Origin of the sequence: Gilliamella sp. W8145 (assembly GCF_016101145.1) — a bacterium.
Classification (GTDB): domain Bacteria; phylum Pseudomonadota; class Gammaproteobacteria; order Enterobacterales; family Orbaceae; genus Gilliamella; species Gilliamella apis_A.
In genome coordinates, this window is sequence record NZ_JACFRC010000006.1 from 1 (window position 1) to 14895 (window position 14895).

General features: G+C 35.5%; 16 protein-coding genes and 2 pseudogenes. 16 read left to right on the plus strand and 2 right to left on the minus strand.

Annotation, left to right across the window (positions count from 1 at the left end; all coding sequences use genetic code 11):
- The 10 genes and pseudogenes from H3T80_RS11580 to H3T80_RS11620 all read left to right on the plus strand — a co-directional run.
- Nucleotides 1–515: pseudogene (locus H3T80_RS11580) on the plus strand (hypothetical protein); the annotation flags it as partial.
- A 15-nt stretch (nucleotides 516–530) separates the two neighbouring features.
- On the plus strand, nucleotides 531–869 hold the full coding sequence (locus H3T80_RS11585; RefSeq protein WP_198201794.1) for a DUF6572 domain-containing protein: 339 nt from the start codon (nucleotides 531–533) through the stop codon (nucleotides 867–869).
- 171 nt (nucleotides 870–1040) lie between these two features.
- The gene (locus H3T80_RS11590) at nucleotides 1041–2318 is read left to right on the plus strand and encodes an EndoU domain-containing protein (RefSeq protein ID WP_198201795.1); all 1278 of its coding nucleotides are present in this window, start codon (nucleotides 1041–1043) and stop codon (nucleotides 2316–2318) included.
- 3 nt (nucleotides 2319–2321) lie between these two features.
- Nucleotides 2322–2813, plus strand: a complete 492-nt coding sequence (locus H3T80_RS11595; RefSeq protein ID WP_198201796.1) for a DUF5376 family protein — start codon at nucleotides 2322–2324, stop codon at nucleotides 2811–2813.
- A complete protein-coding gene (locus H3T80_RS11600) occupies nucleotides 2806–4155 on the plus strand; it encodes a VENN motif pre-toxin domain-containing protein (RefSeq protein WP_198201797.1) in 1350 nt (449 codons plus the stop codon). Before H3T80_RS11595 ends, H3T80_RS11600 begins: the two co-directional genes overlap by 8 nt.
- 2 nt (nucleotides 4156–4157) lie before the next feature.
- On the plus strand, nucleotides 4158–4619 hold the full coding sequence (locus H3T80_RS11605) for a hypothetical protein (RefSeq protein WP_086362884.1): 462 nt from the start codon (nucleotides 4158–4160) through the stop codon (nucleotides 4617–4619).
- A 34-nt stretch (nucleotides 4620–4653) separates the two neighbouring features.
- Nucleotides 4654–4815, plus strand: a complete 162-nt coding sequence (locus H3T80_RS11610; RefSeq protein WP_158092504.1) for a hypothetical protein — start codon at nucleotides 4654–4656, stop codon at nucleotides 4813–4815.
- 172 nt (nucleotides 4816–4987) lie between these two features.
- Nucleotides 4988–5038: pseudogene (locus H3T80_RS12445) on the plus strand (hypothetical protein); the annotation flags it as partial.
- A gap of 438 nt (nucleotides 5039–5476) precedes the next feature.
- On the plus strand, nucleotides 5477–5833 hold the full coding sequence (locus tag H3T80_RS12180) for a hypothetical protein (RefSeq protein ID WP_232350201.1): 357 nt from the start codon (nucleotides 5477–5479) through the stop codon (nucleotides 5831–5833).
- 41 nt (nucleotides 5834–5874) lie between these two features.
- Nucleotides 5875–6078, plus strand: a complete 204-nt coding sequence (locus H3T80_RS11620) for a hypothetical protein (RefSeq protein WP_110446942.1) — start codon at nucleotides 5875–5877, stop codon at nucleotides 6076–6078.
- A 52-nt stretch (nucleotides 6079–6130) separates the two neighbouring features.
- Here H3T80_RS11620 and H3T80_RS12450 read toward each other — a convergent pair whose 3' ends face one another.
- Nucleotides 6131–6331, minus strand: a complete 201-nt coding sequence (locus tag H3T80_RS12450; RefSeq protein WP_198201843.1) for a SymE family type I addiction module toxin — start codon at nucleotides 6329–6331, stop codon at nucleotides 6131–6133.
- Nucleotides 6332–6911: 580 nt separating this feature from the next.
- Here H3T80_RS12450 and H3T80_RS11630 point away from each other — a divergent pair.
- The 4 genes from H3T80_RS11630 (at nucleotide 6912) to csdE (ending at nucleotide 10567) form a co-directional block, all read left to right on the plus strand.
- Nucleotides 6912–7907 (plus strand): peptidase U32 family protein, encoded by a 996-nt coding sequence (locus H3T80_RS11630; protein WP_065651370.1) that lies wholly within the window; start codon nucleotides 6912–6914, stop codon nucleotides 7905–7907.
- A 139-nt stretch (nucleotides 7908–8046) separates the two neighbouring features.
- On the plus strand, nucleotides 8047–8925 hold the full coding sequence (locus H3T80_RS11635; RefSeq protein WP_086362690.1) for a U32 family peptidase: 879 nt from the start codon (nucleotides 8047–8049) through the stop codon (nucleotides 8923–8925).
- Complete coding sequence (gene csdA, locus H3T80_RS11640; protein WP_198201798.1) at nucleotides 8894–10105, plus strand: cysteine desulfurase CsdA; 1212 nt, start codon at nucleotides 8894–8896, stop codon at nucleotides 10103–10105. Before H3T80_RS11635 ends, csdA begins: the two co-directional genes overlap by 32 nt.
- 63 nt (nucleotides 10106–10168) lie before the next feature.
- Entirely contained in the window at nucleotides 10169–10567 is a 399-nt protein-coding gene (csdE, locus tag H3T80_RS11645) for a cysteine desulfurase sulfur acceptor subunit CsdE (protein ID WP_110446939.1), read from the plus strand.
- Nucleotides 10568–10626: 59 nt separating this feature from the next.
- On the opposite strand, the gene dolP is transcribed toward csdE, so the two are convergent.
- Nucleotides 10627–11199 carry a division/outer membrane stress-associated lipid-binding lipoprotein gene (dolP, locus tag H3T80_RS11650; RefSeq protein ID WP_110446938.1) on the minus strand — a complete coding sequence of 191 codons (573 nt, stop codon included), beginning with the start codon at nucleotides 11197–11199 and terminating at the stop codon, nucleotides 10627–10629.
- 241 nt (nucleotides 11200–11440) lie between these two features.
- Here dolP and H3T80_RS11655 point away from each other — a divergent pair, with 241 nt between their 5' ends.
- Entirely contained in the window at nucleotides 11441–12139 is a 699-nt protein-coding gene (locus tag H3T80_RS11655) for a DUF1266 domain-containing protein (RefSeq protein WP_198201799.1), read from the plus strand.
- Entirely contained in the window at nucleotides 12136–14817 is a 2682-nt protein-coding gene (locus H3T80_RS11660) for a J domain-containing protein (RefSeq protein WP_198201800.1), read from the plus strand. Before H3T80_RS11655 ends, H3T80_RS11660 begins: the two co-directional genes overlap by 4 nt.
- Nucleotides 14818–14895: the final 78 nt, after the last annotated feature.

Genomic DNA, 14895 nt, shown 5'->3' on the forward strand with positions numbered 1-14895 from the left:
CTACTGGTTATAGCAAACAAGGCGATAATATAGTTGGACCTAGAGGTGGCGTTTATACAAATACAGGTCAAGTTGATGCTGCGGGGAACGCTGTTTATAGCAACAATGGGAGTTATTATACTTTTGAAAATGGGGTAAAAACGAAAACAACCTCACCAAATACAAACACTGGTTCTCAAATACAACAAAATTATCAAAATGGAAAAGAATTTGAACAGACTATTTACAATGAATATAAAACGGATAGAACCACTGAATCAGCTAGAGAAATAACAGTTAAAACTGAAAGTGACACCTCATTTAGAGTCGATATAATGTTAAAAGATGAACAAGGAAATATAATATGTATTGAATGCAAAAGTTCACAAACAGCTCCATTAACTAAGAATCAGAAAGTAGGTTTTCCTGAATTAGAAAAAAGTGGAGGAGTAATCGTTGGAGAAGGTAAACCGGGGTTTGAAGGTGGAACAATAATTCCACCAACAAAAGTTGAAATAATAAGACCAAATGAATAAAAGGCAATCAATAATATGTCAATAGAAGATACAAATAAAATTGATATGATTGGGATACTCAAGAACAATGAATCAGTAATTAGTTTGGGTATAACAGATCATTTATCATGGAATGATGAAATAAATAATCATTTATTTTTATTACAAGAAAAGATAAATAGTTATTTAAGATTCATTGAAAGTGGTGAAATATATGAAAGTTTCCCTGCAGCTAAAGGAAAAATTGATTTTCTGATAGAAATTTTTTTCCAGTATAAAATACCACAAGAATGTAACAATTTTCTAGACAAAGTAAATGAACTTTTATCATCTACTAATATCAGATTAAGATATGAAGAAAGAAATAATTGCTAGTATTAATATTGTCCCAGCCAAAAAACTGGGATTTTTTATATCTACAATTTACTTCGTAAGTTCACCGGCGGCCTAGCCGGCGCCAACGCTCCATGGCTGGCTGAGCAGATAAAACTGCATACAGGCGATAATGAAGCTGCAAGGTTAATTGCGCATTCCATACTCGGCGCAGTGGTTGCGGAACTACAAGGTAACTCAGGACTTGCCGGTGGAGCTGGTGCTGTGGTCGGAGAAATAGCAGCAGATATCATCCGAAAACAGCTGTATGGCAAAGACGTCAAAGAATTAACCGAAGAGGAAAAAGAAACCATAAGTGCACTATCTCAACTAACCTCCGGCCTTGCGGTAGCTGCCGGAGGTGGTAATATTGGCGATGCTAGTGCAGCTATTAGCAGCAGTAAAAATGCAGTTGAGAATAATTACGTTAATGTTGGTTTAGCTATGGTTAAAGCCGCAGAAGCGGTATGTAACGGAGATAAAGCCTGTGAACAGCAGGTTATCAAGGAGGGAATAGATAGTTATAATGAAATGATAATAGAAGGTGGTACGCTACAAGTAATAGTTTTGGGAACGCTTATTGTCGCTCCAGCCGCTATTGCAGCAGCAGAAGCGGGAATGGCTGCTTGTTCCGTTAATCCAGTATTATGCGCAAATCAAGTAGCAATTTGGGTGATGGAAACTATTGGCGCAGAAGCAATGCCTGCTGCAGGGTTAGGAATGAGTGCGGCTGAATTGGCTAAGTCATTATCTAAAGCGCAATTAAAAGAACTATCAGCGTTAATGGCAATGGAAAAAAGTGGAGAACTTACGCCTGGACTAGCTAAAAAACTAAAAGAGTTTCTTAATAAAACACCTGAAACAAATATTGTCACCAAAGGATCTTCCGCTACAAATAAGGTTGTAGTAAATGAGAAAGGCTTGGAGAATGCTGGAAAAGGCACGACGAGTACAGAAAGTAAAGTAGGAGAGTATCTCGAAGACTTTAAACCATCACCAACACCGACCGAGTTAGTTCAACAACAAGCAGGTAAAGGTACTCAGGTAACAATCAATACCGATCACATTTTAAATGGTGAGATTAAGACTTATAAAAACGGCAAAAAGGTTGGTACAGGAGGACATTATTTAAAAGATCCAAATATTAAAGTAGATAAGTGGACAGGTGAAGCCGATGCAAATGGTGTCACGAAAGGGTATATATCGGTCAGAGATCCTGCTACAGGTAAGTGGTATGAAAAGCAGGGTGAAACCACATTCTTCCCTAAGCATTGGTCTAAACGTCAAACGGAAATGGAAATAAAAAGTGCTTTTGAAAATTCAAAACCAGATCCTAATAATAAAGACAGGTGGATAGGAATATCTTCAAGTGGAATAAAAATGCAAGGTTTCTATAAAAAACCTGGTGGTACAGGCGCAACAGCGTGGCCGATTTATAATAAAGGTAAATAATGTATGAAAAATAGAAAAATATATTTATATTGGACGGATTTTTATGATGAATTCTGTCCATCAGGAATGTTGCCTGAGGAAAATATTCGATATACACCTAAACAAGGTTACGGTGTATGTGAGATTGCATGTTTTCTATCAGATGAAATCCAATACTCAGTTAACTCAGTCAATATCTGGATTAATAATCTAACCGATTTAGCGAATAGTCGAGCACCGGACGGCATGTTTGGTGTTGGTAATGCTCATTGGGTATTAATTACCGGTGATTACGTTTTTATTGGTACTGAATATGTTGAAGAGCAACAGGTGCTCCTTACTAGGGAACAGCTTTTATATATTCTGGAACAATATAAAGCCTTTTTAGAAGGGAACTATGAAGATCCTAATAATCCACCCGCTCCGATAGATGTAGAGTTTATTGCCGAAGGGCAAGAGGCGGTTGATCTCTATAATAGTTTAGAAGGAAGTCATCAAGTTTTCTATCTTGAATAACGAGGATGAGCAGACCAGATTAAACATTGTCACTAGCTTACAAGAGTTAGCGTCACAGGTTAAAGAGCTTGAGCGCACCATTCATAAAGATGCCGGTAAAGACTCAAAAGATGGTAAAATGGGCAATGACTTTAGTAAAGGCGTTGACTCAGCGGTGGCAATTATTACCAGCATTATCACTGGCGATATTGCTGGTGGCCTTGCTGGCGCCAGTGCACCATGGCTTGCTGAACAGATAAAACTGCACACTGGGCACCTAGACAAGGATGGTGAATGGGTCACTGATAACCTTGCCGGTAACTTAATCTCTCATGCAATACTTGGCGCGGTAGTAGCTGAACTGCAAGGTAATTCGGGGTTAGCCGGTGGTGCTGGAGCGGTAGCTGGTGAACTAGCAAATAAAGCAATTATTGGTATACTTTACGGTGATAAAAAAATAAGTGAGTTAAGCGAAGAGGAAAAGCAAACCGTTAGTGCTTTATCTCAATTAGCGACGGGTCTTGCTGCTGCCGCTACAGGAGGTAATTTTGGTGATGCTAGCGCGGCTATTAGTAGCAGTAAAAATGCGGTTGAGAATAACTTGTTGAATAAAGATCCATATTGGACAGAACAAGAGAAAAAAGAAGCTTCAGAAAGGATAAAACAAGGATTTATCAATAATCATTGTGGTGGAGTTGATGATGCAGCTTGTACTCAGAAAAGACAAGAACTAGTTATTGAGAATTTGAAAACGATAGGTGGTTTAATTGTTGATTTTACGCCAGTGGTTGGGGATGTTAAAGCTTATGCAGAAGCTGAAGATAGTATTGATTATGCCATTGCAACAGTTGGATTAATACCTGGTTTAGGTGATGCTGTTGGTAAGGTATTAAAAGAAGCAAAAGCCGCATTAAAATTAGGCGATACAAAAAAAGCCAGTGAGTTGGTTCAAGAAGCTCAGGATAAAGTAAAAGCTCTTGATGTCGGCACTTTTAGGGAACTTAAAGCAAAGGCAAAAGTTGGTGATGGACTAGAGCATGATCATATTCCATCATTTGCTGCATTAAAAAAGGCTGAAGAAACCAGGCTTGGACGACCTTTAACTCCAACAGAAACGAAAAAACTATATGCAGAAGCAACAGCTGTTGAAGTTCCTAGAGATGTTCATCAAGCAGGACCAACATATGGAGGTAAAAACACTGCAGAACAAATCATGAAAGATGCAGAAAACCTTTATGAAGCAGTTAAAAGAGATACAGACGCATTACGAAAAAATATGATTGAAAAAGGGTATGATCCGAAATTAATAGAAGATGCCATAAATAAGATAAAAACACGTAACAAAGAAAAGGGGATCTATTGATCATGATTAAATGGCAGCAATTAGTTAATGTATTAGGTAAATCTGAAAATTCTTCAGAGTTTTATACGCTAAAAGATGAAATTGGTGAAAATCCTGAAATATCAGAAGATCTTATTGAATATAATGATCCTGATAGAACTAAATATTATGAGTTTTTTCAAACAGGTATGCTTATCGGTTTTCGAAAAAAATATCTGAATCATATTCAATTCTTTTGTAAGGAAAAGGATAATTATTCTATATATCATGGAAAATTATTGAATGGGATCGATTTTCAATATACTGAAAAAATGGTCATTGAGTTATTAGGGAAACCATTAAAAGTGGGTGGAAATGAACAAAGTCCTTTTTTGGGATATGTGAATCGTTGGATATTATATCATATGACACATTATTCATTACATTTTGAGTTTAATAAAAATGGGACTCTTTGTTTGATAACATTGGCTGTATTAATAAGATAAAAACACGTAACAAAGAAAAGGGGATTTATTCATTATGTTAGAATGGAAAGAGTTTATTGAAGCTTTAAGTACATCCGAAACACCCGATAAATTTGTTGTTTTGATGAATTCTATAGGAGAAAAACTAGTGATATCAGAAGATTCTAAAGAATATAGCGGCCATGAAAAATTCAAATATTATAAATTCTTACGCTAGGGAATTGGACTTATATTAATCAACAATAATTTAAAACGAATACATTTGTATTTAACTAATAATCAACCTAATTATTCTCCTTATATTAGTGAATTACCTTCAGGAATAGATTTATCTTATGATAAAAATAAAATAATTAGCTTACTAGGGAACCCAATTAAATAAAGAAACCATCAGTGCACTATCGCAGTTAGCAGCAGGTCTTGCTACTGCCGCTACAGGAGGTAATTTTGGTGATGCCAGTGCAGCTATTAGTAGTAAAAATGCGGTTGAGAATAATGAAGAGAATCGTGTTTTTGATTTCTTTTTCACAGAATCAAAAAAGATAGCTGAATACAATTGCTATACAGATGATGTTTGTAATAATTTAGATGACAATACACGTGAACTCGCTAAACTTGAGCAATCAGCTGAAATTCAGAAAGAAATTATAGAGCTCTATAAAGAGGCCGGTGAACTTTTAGCTGATATAGAAAATACACTCCTTGATTTTACTCCAATAATAGGTGATGAAGTTGGTAAGCTCTTAAAAGAAGCAAAAGCGGCATTAAAAGTAGGCGATACAAAAAAAGCTAGTCAGTTGGTTAAAGAAGCTCAGAATAAACTAAACGCTCTTGACGTAAGCTCACTAAATAAAGCTAGTAATACTGCTGGAAAAGGGATGAGTGGACAAACTGATAATGTAATCAAGGGATTTAATCAAACAGAGACCAAGATTATTAATGAGGCTCAAGGTATTTTAGATTCAAAAGCGATGACTCAAATCCAGCAAGCTCATGTAACTGGTCAACCCGTTACAGTTGTTATTAATGGTAGAACCATACAATACGAACCGAATCTACCAGCTTCTGGAATGACAATGTTTGGTGAAAATGGTTTTCTAATTGGTAAAGCAGCGTTTAAGTCACAAGCTGAATTACAAAAAACAATATTGCATGAATTACATCGCTTATATACATCATCCTCCGCAGGTGGCGTATCTGGAGCTAGCAGCACAAGAAGCAAAAGCTGCATTTGATTTTGCAGAAAAAGCATCAAATATTTTAGGGAACAAATAATATGAGTAGTGAAACAGTTATGAAATGGATTGAAGCAGGAAAAAGTATTGCTACAGATCCAACAATAAAAGTACTTTGCCCTGTGTGCCAAAAAACTTATTTGCAGGTAACGGATATTTCAAATGAAAATAATCCTTCTGAAATTGAGCGTCAGATGTTATGTAACAAGTGCGGGGCATTTAATGCTCTTAGATTGACCCGATAAACCCTATAAAAATAAGATCCCCACGCTGTGGGGATCTTATTTTTATCCATTTCTAGATCTGCATAGCAAGTTCAATAATTAACTTATCCTGCTCAACCTTAATGATGACCGGGTGCCCAGCAAAGAAGCCTATCTGCTCAAGCCAGCGCTCCTTAATAGTGAGCTGCGGCTGGGGGTTGCTAAATCCGCCGTTAGGTGTGTAACCAATAGTATAAAACCGCTCGGTGGGTAGCGGTGTCGATTCTTTGCATATGGTTTATTTTAGCTTAGAATATACTTTAGACATAGTTAGCTCTATTACACATAATTCTCGCAAACTCTACCATTTCATTCATATCCTAATATCAATAAGACGGTATACACTTCTCAATTATTTTTACAAAGCCAAACTCAATAAATCATCCCAAAATAACCATAATCTAAAAAATATAATCACCAATTAGAACTGTTACTGGTAATGACAGTTTTTCACCGATTGGTGGATAACCTCGTTTATTACCACAACGATGAAGTATCGAATATCATTCATTCAACAATAAGCAATGGTGAATTAATCATGTTGCTATATTTTATTGGGGAATAATATAAAATAAACATTTCTAAGTCGCATGCGCAAGTCACTAACTTTTACCTAGGTATAGCAAAGATTATGCCTAGGTAGTTGATATCAGAAACAATTTCACCATTAATTATCTTTTTTAGTCTTTTTACATGACACTATTGAGCTATCATTTGTTATGATTTTAGTGACTTTGCCTGCTTTCTATTCGCATTACAGCCAGAATTATTGCATAATACACGGCGAATAAAATGCAGAATCTAAAGGTATAAATATGGAACTTCTTTGCCCTGCTGGCTCGTTACCATCATTAAAAATAGCAATCGATAACGGTGCTGATGCCGTTTATATTGGTTTGAAAGATGATACCAATGCTCGCCATTTTGCGGGATTAAATTTTAATGAAAAGCGTTTAATTGAAGCATCTGAATATGTACATAAGCATGGTAAAAAGTTACACATCGCAATTAATACCTTCGCTCATCCGGAAAACTTTGAACGCTGGCAATATGCAGTCGATACAGCGGCGAATATTGGCGCCGATGCCCTAATCATTGCTGATTTAGCCATGCTTGATTATGCAGCTGAAAAACATCCTAATCTTGAGCGCCATGTCTCGGTTCAAGCATCATCAACCAATGAAGAATCAATTAAGTTTTATCATAATAACTTTCAGGTACATCGTATTGTTTTACCGCGAGTGTTATCCATGCATCAAGTAAAACAGTTATCACAAGTCTCTCCAGTACCATTGGAAGTATTTGCATTCGGTAGTTTATGTATTATGGCAGAAGGTCGCTGTTATTTATCTTCATATTTAACCGGCGAATCCCCCAATACAGTAGGAGCTTGTTCACCAGCAAAATTTGTCCGTTGGGAAGAGACCGATAAAGGGCTTGAATCTAGATTGAATAATGTATTAATCGATTGCCATAAGAAAGGTGAAAATGCGGGTTACCCAACCTTATGTAAAGGACGCTATTTTGTTGGCGATGAACTGTATCACCCGATTGAAGAACCAACAAGTTTAAATACCATTGAACTGTTACCAGAACTATTTGCTGCTAATATTGCCTCAGTAAAAATTGAGGGTCGGCAGCGTAGTCCAGCTTATGTGGAACAAGTAACCAAAGTTTGGCGACAAGCTATTGATCGTTATAAAGCTAATCCTCAAACATTCCAAGCAGAAAAGAACTGGATGGATACATTAGGATCAGTATCAGAAGGCACACAAACAACATTAGGTGCTTACCATCGTAAATGGCAATAAAGCGTAAACATATTTACTCATATTTACCAATAAAATAAATATGATACTAATCTAGATGACTTTTGATATTAGCGCTAGAAAATAGCTATCAAACATTGACTATTTAAAATAATTAAATACAGATATAGTGAGCAAGACTATGAAATATGCGTTAGGCCCTGTGCTTTATTATTGGCCTAAAATTGAAACCGAAGCTTTTTACCAAGCAGCAAAAGATAGTGACGCAGATATTATTTATATGGGCGAAACGGTATGCACCAAGCGTCGGGAAATGAAAGTACCTAATTGGTTAGATTTAGCCAAAGAAATTGCCAAATCTGGTAAACAAGTCGTACTTTCTACCCTAGCACTGCTTGAAGCTCCATCAGAACTAATTGATTTAAAACAACTAGTTAATAATGGTGATTTTTTAATTGAAGCTAATGATTTAGCAGCAATTAATGTCGCTCATGACAATAATTTACCTTTTGTCGCTGGTCCGGCTATTAACTGTTATAACGCATTAACCCTAAAATTATTACAAAAACAAGGTATGGTGCGTTGGTGTATGCCAGTTGAACTTTCTCGCGATTGGTTAAGCAATGTTTTAAAACAATTTGATGCATTGAAAATTGAGCGCAATTTTGAAGTTGAAGTATTTAGTTATGGTTATTTACCATTAGCCTATTCCGCCCGCTGTTTTACTGCTAGATCGGAAGATAAACCAAAAGATAAATGTGAGACTTGCTGTATTAAATATCCCGTTGGTCGAGAAGTATTTTCTCAAGAACAACAAAAAGTATTTGTTCTTAACGGTATTCAAACACAAAGTGGTTATTGTTATAACTTAGGTAATAATCTAAAAGAGATGAAAGGATTAGTTGATATCGTGCGTATTTCTCCGCTTGGAATTGAAACACTCGAGGTAGTTAAGCAATTTAGAGCTAATGAAGAAGGACTAAATCCTTTACACATTGAACATAAACGAGACTGTAACGGTTATTGGAATGGAATTGCAGGACTTGAACTTACACAATAATATGCTACTACTCGAAAAATTTAGGGCAGATTTCCCTGCCCTAACTAGCCATAATGTGTATCTTGATTCAGCTGCTACCGCGCTGAAACCGCAAGCCATGATCGATGCAACCGTTGAGTATTACGGGCATAACACTGCAACAGCGCAACGTAGTTTGCATCAAGATGCGCTACAAGTCACCGCAACGATTGATCAAACTAGGCAAAATATTGCTGATCTACTTCATGCTAAGTCAAATTGTGAAATAATTTGGACTCGTGGCACAACCGAATCAATCAACCTAATTGCTCAAAGTTATGCTAGAGCACAATTACATATAGGTGATGAGATCATTGTTAGTGAGTTAGAACATCACAGCAACTTGTTACCTTGGCTTATTGTAGCGAAACAAACTGGCGCAAAGATCATTAAGTGGTCAGCAGATATTGATGAGCTTTCAAGATTACTCTCAGCGAAAACCAAAATTGTTGCCATAACTCAAATGTCTAACGTTACTGGTTTTTGTCCAGATTTAGCCCAAATTAGTCAACTAGTTCATCAAACCAATGCGGTATTAGTCGTGGATGGCGCTCAAGGCGTTGTACATCATCCGATTGATGTTGAAAAATTAAATATTGATTTTTATGCCTTTTCTGCTCATAAGTTATATGGCCCAACTGGATTGGGGATACTATATGGAAAACAACATTTACTCAATCAAATGGATGTTTGGCATGGCGGCGGTAAAATGTTAAAAGCGGCTTCATTTACCGGATTTACAGTTGAAGATCTTCCCTATAAATTTGAAGCTGGTACACAAAATATAGCGGGCATTATTGGTTTTAAAGCAACCTTAGACTGGTTAACAAAGTGGAATGAAGCACAATTAGAAAATTATATAAAACAATTAGCAAGCTATACTGAATCAAAATTAAGCCAGTTAACTAATATACAATTTTATAGCGTTAGCAATAGCCCTATCATTAGCTTTAATATACAAAACATTCATCATAATGATATCGCTATTTTATTAAGCGAACAAAATATTGCCATCCGAACCGGTGAATTGTGTGCTAAACCACTTATGGATAAACTTGGTTGTCATGGTGTTATTCGTATTTCACTTATGCCATATAATAATCAGCACGATATTGATCATTTTATTACAGCATTACAAAATGCCATTGAATTACTCACTTAAGCTATATATGTAGTTAATCAAAGAAACGTTAATGACTTGTTCAATTACTAATCGGTTTTAATTATGCTATCACAACAAACTTTATTTGAATTATTTTCTAAACAACATAACTGGCAAGATCGTTATAGACAATTAATTGCCTTAGCAAAACAATTACCTGATTTTCCGGATTTAAAAAAAATAGAATCCAACCAAATTTATGGTTGTGAAAATCGGGTATGGTTAACTAATGAAAAACAATTAGATAATACTTTTACCTTTCAAGGTGATAGTGAAGGTAGAATCGTAAAAGGCTTGCTAGCTATTTTAATCATTATTGCCAATCATAAAACAGCAGAACAAATCAAAGCCATCGATTTCCTTGCAATATTAAAGCAATTAAAAATTACTGATGAATTAAGCCTGTCTCGGCTACAAGGGATTGAAAAAATAATTGAACGTATTAAATTAGCAGGTTGTTAACTAAAAAAGGGGAGAATAATTTCTCCCTTTTTGAAGCCTTTTAGCTTTTACATTCGTAATTAACGAAGGGTAAATAATGTAACCACCTTTCTCACACCAGCAACTTTACTAGCAATGGTAGCGGCTTGTTTTCCCTCTTCGTTGCTGACAATACCGATTAAAAATACCTCGCCATTTTCAGTAACAACTTTGATATTACGTGCTTTGGTTTTAGAATTCATTACAAGTTGAGATTTAACTTTGGTGGTTATCCACATATCATTGGTAATAGTTCCTGCCCCAACTGGCTCTCCTGCGCGAATTTGGTTATAAACTTTTTTTACACCTTCAACTTGATAAGCTAAACGTTCAGCTTTTTCAATTTGTTCAGCATTGGCTTGGCCTGTCAAAACAATATTGCCATCATAAGTACTTGAAGAGATACGTGAACCAATAAAGAAAGGCCCATTTTCACTTAACTTATTATTCATTCGAGTGTTCAGGGTCGTATCATCAACTTGTGTTCCGGTGGTACGTGGATCAGTAGCCACTTTTGCGGTAGCTCCAGCACCGACGCCAATAACAGCAGCAACACAACCTTGTAGCATTAATGCGCTCGTTACTAATGCTGTTACTAAGAAAAATTTTTTCATTATCACTCCTTTTATTTACTACTCAGTAGAATTCAAATACTGATGAATAGCTTTTATTATGCCTTGTAGATATAGTTTTGCAAAATAATTTTATTGTTCTAAAAAATAAAATCTTTCGATTTTTTTAGCTAATCTATAGCAAAAAAGGAATTAATTTAATTGTTATAACAAACATTTATTTTTTTATAAAATCTGTTATCGTTTATAAAAAGGTTGTATAAAAAATTAATGGAATAAAGCGATGAATCAAGATTATATCGATTGGTTATATGGTCTATCAGCACCAATGGTTGCCTTAAATAAAGAGAGTGGTGCAAGTTATACCTCACCATTTTTTTTCCCAGGTTATGAATATATTGATATGCAAAAAGACTGGGGCATCCACTCTCGAGAAACACTATTAGCAATGGTTTTTAATATGGTCGATGATGGTCATGCAACAGCCTTATCTAAACATTACTTTATGTATCCTCGTCTATCGGCATTAGATTGGTTAAATTACACCGAGAAACAGAGCGATTATGATAAAGTTTTGCTCGAATTTGTTGAACAGACTTATTCTGAATGTGGTACTGGAGGCATCCGTAGTTGGGATTACGCACGTATGGGTTATATATTACGTAATGGCATCACCAATAAATTTATTACTGAAGAAGAAGCCCTTTGGATTTTGTATAGAATTGGACTGCGAGCACAATATTATTATTCATCATGGCAAAGTTATTTTTCTGGTTGGTTTGTCGGTTATCAATATTGGGAATCATTGACTAATAAAGAAGATTTAGAAAGATTACGTTGTGACTTATGCCGTTCATCCCAAACATGGACCATGACTAAATTATATACCGACGAAGATTCCCCTTATCATCACCTGCCTTGGCATATTGAGATAGAAGAATTGGAAAAATCTGAATCATTAATGGAGTATGCTTGGTCATGAATAACAATTTTTGGCAATTATTAGCAATTGATAAAACTACCGATATCGCCGTGATTCGACAAGCATATCGGGCAAAACTACCTGAATATCATCCTGAAACAGATCCTGATGGTTTTAAAGCGCTACGCGAAGCCTATGAATTAGCAATGCAGTATGCAAAATCACCAGAATCAATAACTGAAGAATTAAATCAAGAAAATCTCGCTGAAGAGGTCATTAAACCCCTCACCGAAGAAGAGCGACAAATCAAAGAAATCAGTGATAACTATCAAGCATTACTCGAGGATCCGGCTCGATGCCATGATGTGAATGAGTGGCATAAATTTGTTGCTTCATTTTATGATTACCCAATGTCTATACTGGAAATTGCTAAATGGAAACTGTTAGATATCAGTTATGACACTGTGACGATATCACTATCATGTGTGAAAATATTAGCTGATAATCTACGCTGGCGTCAGCAAATAAAAAGTTATTCGCCCAACGACGCTGATATGTATGAGAACTTTTTTGATCATATTGATCGTGGTGATTTTTTTGATTACGACAGCTTACCAAGAACGAACAAAGCCATACAAAATGTAACCATCGACTATGCTCGTTGTGCTAGATGGCTTTTCTGGGAAAAACCAGCAGTAGAGTTAGCAGAATATTTATCTATTCATACTGTAGTTTACCTACCTGATAATCCAGAGTTCATGCAAGAATTAGCCGATTGGTATTATTTTGCTAAATCGCCAAATAGAGGATTATTAGACTATGCCTTAACTTGTATTGCCGATCCTAATCAAGAACAGCAAATTCAGGAACAATGGAAATCTGTCGCCGCAATGCAGTATTCACTGCTTGAAGACGAACAAAACGCCTTATCACTTTGGTTAGAACTTTATCGTTTACCACAATATCAAGAAAAGGCCACCAGCTGGTTAATGTTATGGTGTTCCAAGAATCTGTTTGATTATCTACCATTATTAATTCTGGCATTAAACAAATCTTATTGTTTAACGGCAGAAGATCAGGAAACTTATATATATAGTATTCCGCAATTTACGCCATCAACAATTTCCCGACTACTGAAATTTAGGAAACAAAACTACAGCAATGAAATTGCGGCTGTTATAACCTGGGCTCTGGATAATCATTGGAATTATCGTCAAGTTCTACACACTTTATTATGCGATGATGGAAACAATCGGTTATATCGTTTATACCGACATGCAATCATGCTACGACACGGTAATAAAACTCTTTTGCAAGAAATCTTAGCTGACTCAAGTGAAGATGAGTTTGAACAATTTATTTTACAAAATTTACAGCGTCAAGCTAGACAACACCTTGAATGGCTCACTAATTTGCCACCTGTTCAGGAGTTTAAACAATGGTTGTACCAAAGTGATGAAAATGCAACTATCCCGACTAAATTTGATCCAGATAACGAAAAAGGCAATCAGTTTTTATATGGTCGATTATGGTTAGATAGATTTGATGATATCCCGTTTGTCGCCAAATTACATTTATACCGCAATGTAACTTATCGAAATATGGAAATGTTTGATTGGCCGATATATTATCAATTTAGGGGGGTTAATAATTTACCTAAATCACCTGAACAATCAATTATTGAGGCTGATAAAAATGCTTATTGGCAATGGTATCGTTACTGTTTATTAGCCATTACTATTGCCAATTCACCAATTAAAGCCGCGGACTTTATTCGTGAAAAAGATAACTTATTTTTACTTCCAGAAAATGATCCGCTAGTGCCGCTGATCAATACCTTTAAGTCTAACGAATGGCAAAATGATACAGAATTATATAATTTAATCGATACTGATAACCAGTTGATTGGCAGTATGTTGGTTAATTATCCCAATTCGATTGAGGCGTTTACCGACTCGCCAGAAGAGGTTAATTGGGATGAAATTGAACAAATAGTTGAACAAAGATGGGCACATAAACTAGCCAACAAATCAGTAAGTTGTTTAATGTTACTGTATATGATTGTTTTTGATAAACCAAATCAAAAAACAAAACTACACCAAATACTACAAAAACTTGCTGGCGATGATCTACAGTTAAAAAAACTTGCTAACGCATTTTGTGACAAATTATCTATTCCATCATCCCTTAAAAAACATAATGATGAATTGCAAAACATAGATAAATTATATGCTATAAATAAAAAGTTAAACAAAGATGATTCGCTATGCGAAGAAGAGGATATCGAAGTACTAGAAGAAATTGGACAAAATAATGATAATAATAGCATAATTAAATTATCCTCAGCATTGCTATTAGCCAAAAATATGGATCACCAGAAAAAGCTTCAATCAAAATCATTTCCACCAAATGAATGGTGGCAAATTTGGCGTTGGAGAGGCCGAACCAATTTAATTGGTTTCTTAAAACAAATAGGCTTTTTTAGTTTACCTTTATTTTTATTAATAATTGAGGCAGCAAAAAAAACTAATTTAGATCATCCTATTATGCTTGTATTATGCGGATTAGCAACAATCAATAGTATTTTGGCAATAAAACGACGCTTAAATGACTGTTATTCTAATGGAGGTATCTATTATTTTGTATCAGCCACAATTTTATTACCATTGCTATTATTGCCGTGTTGGCTTTCAACTGTTAATGAGACCAACCGCTACGGACCACCAATAGAAGAATAACCTCAAAAATAAATCATCTGAATATCCCTCCCTTTGAAAGACTATTTTCTGATTAGCAAAGGGGGGAATTTTATAAAA

Excerpts from the sequence above, each read along its gene's own strand:
- H3T80_RS12180 (WP_232350201.1), top strand. The coding sequence starts at position 5,477 with ATGAGTGGACAAACTGATAATGTAATCAAGGGATTTAATCAAACAGAG.
- csdE (WP_110446939.1), top strand. The coding sequence starts at position 10,169 with ATGCTATCACAACAAACTTTATTTGAATTATTTTCTAAACAACATAAC.
- csdA (WP_198201798.1), top strand. The coding sequence starts at position 8,894 with ATGGAATTGCAGGACTTGAACTTACACAATAATATGCTACTACTCGAA.
- H3T80_RS11620 (WP_110446942.1), top strand. The coding sequence starts at position 5,875 with ATGAGTAGTGAAACAGTTATGAAATGGATTGAAGCAGGAAAAAGTATT.
- H3T80_RS11635 (WP_086362690.1), top strand. The coding sequence starts at position 8,047 with ATGAAATATGCGTTAGGCCCTGTGCTTTATTATTGGCCTAAAATTGAA.
- H3T80_RS11585 (WP_198201794.1), top strand. The coding sequence starts at position 531 with ATGTCAATAGAAGATACAAATAAAATTGATATGATTGGGATACTCAAG.
- H3T80_RS11630 (WP_065651370.1), top strand. The coding sequence starts at position 6,912 with ATGGAACTTCTTTGCCCTGCTGGCTCGTTACCATCATTAAAAATAGCA.
- H3T80_RS11595 (WP_198201796.1), top strand. The coding sequence starts at position 2,322 with ATGAAAAATAGAAAAATATATTTATATTGGACGGATTTTTATGATGAA.
- H3T80_RS11605 (WP_086362884.1), top strand. The coding sequence starts at position 4,158 with ATGATTAAATGGCAGCAATTAGTTAATGTATTAGGTAAATCTGAAAAT.
- dolP (WP_110446938.1), bottom strand. The coding sequence starts at position 11,199 with ATGAAAAAATTTTTCTTAGTAACAGCATTAGTAACGAGCGCATTAATG.
- H3T80_RS11610 (WP_158092504.1), top strand. The coding sequence starts at position 4,654 with ATGTTAGAATGGAAAGAGTTTATTGAAGCTTTAAGTACATCCGAAACA.
- H3T80_RS11655 (WP_198201799.1), top strand. The coding sequence starts at position 11,441 with ATGAATCAAGATTATATCGATTGGTTATATGGTCTATCAGCACCAATG.
- H3T80_RS11660 (WP_198201800.1), top strand. The coding sequence starts at position 12,136 with ATGAATAACAATTTTTGGCAATTATTAGCAATTGATAAAACTACCGAT.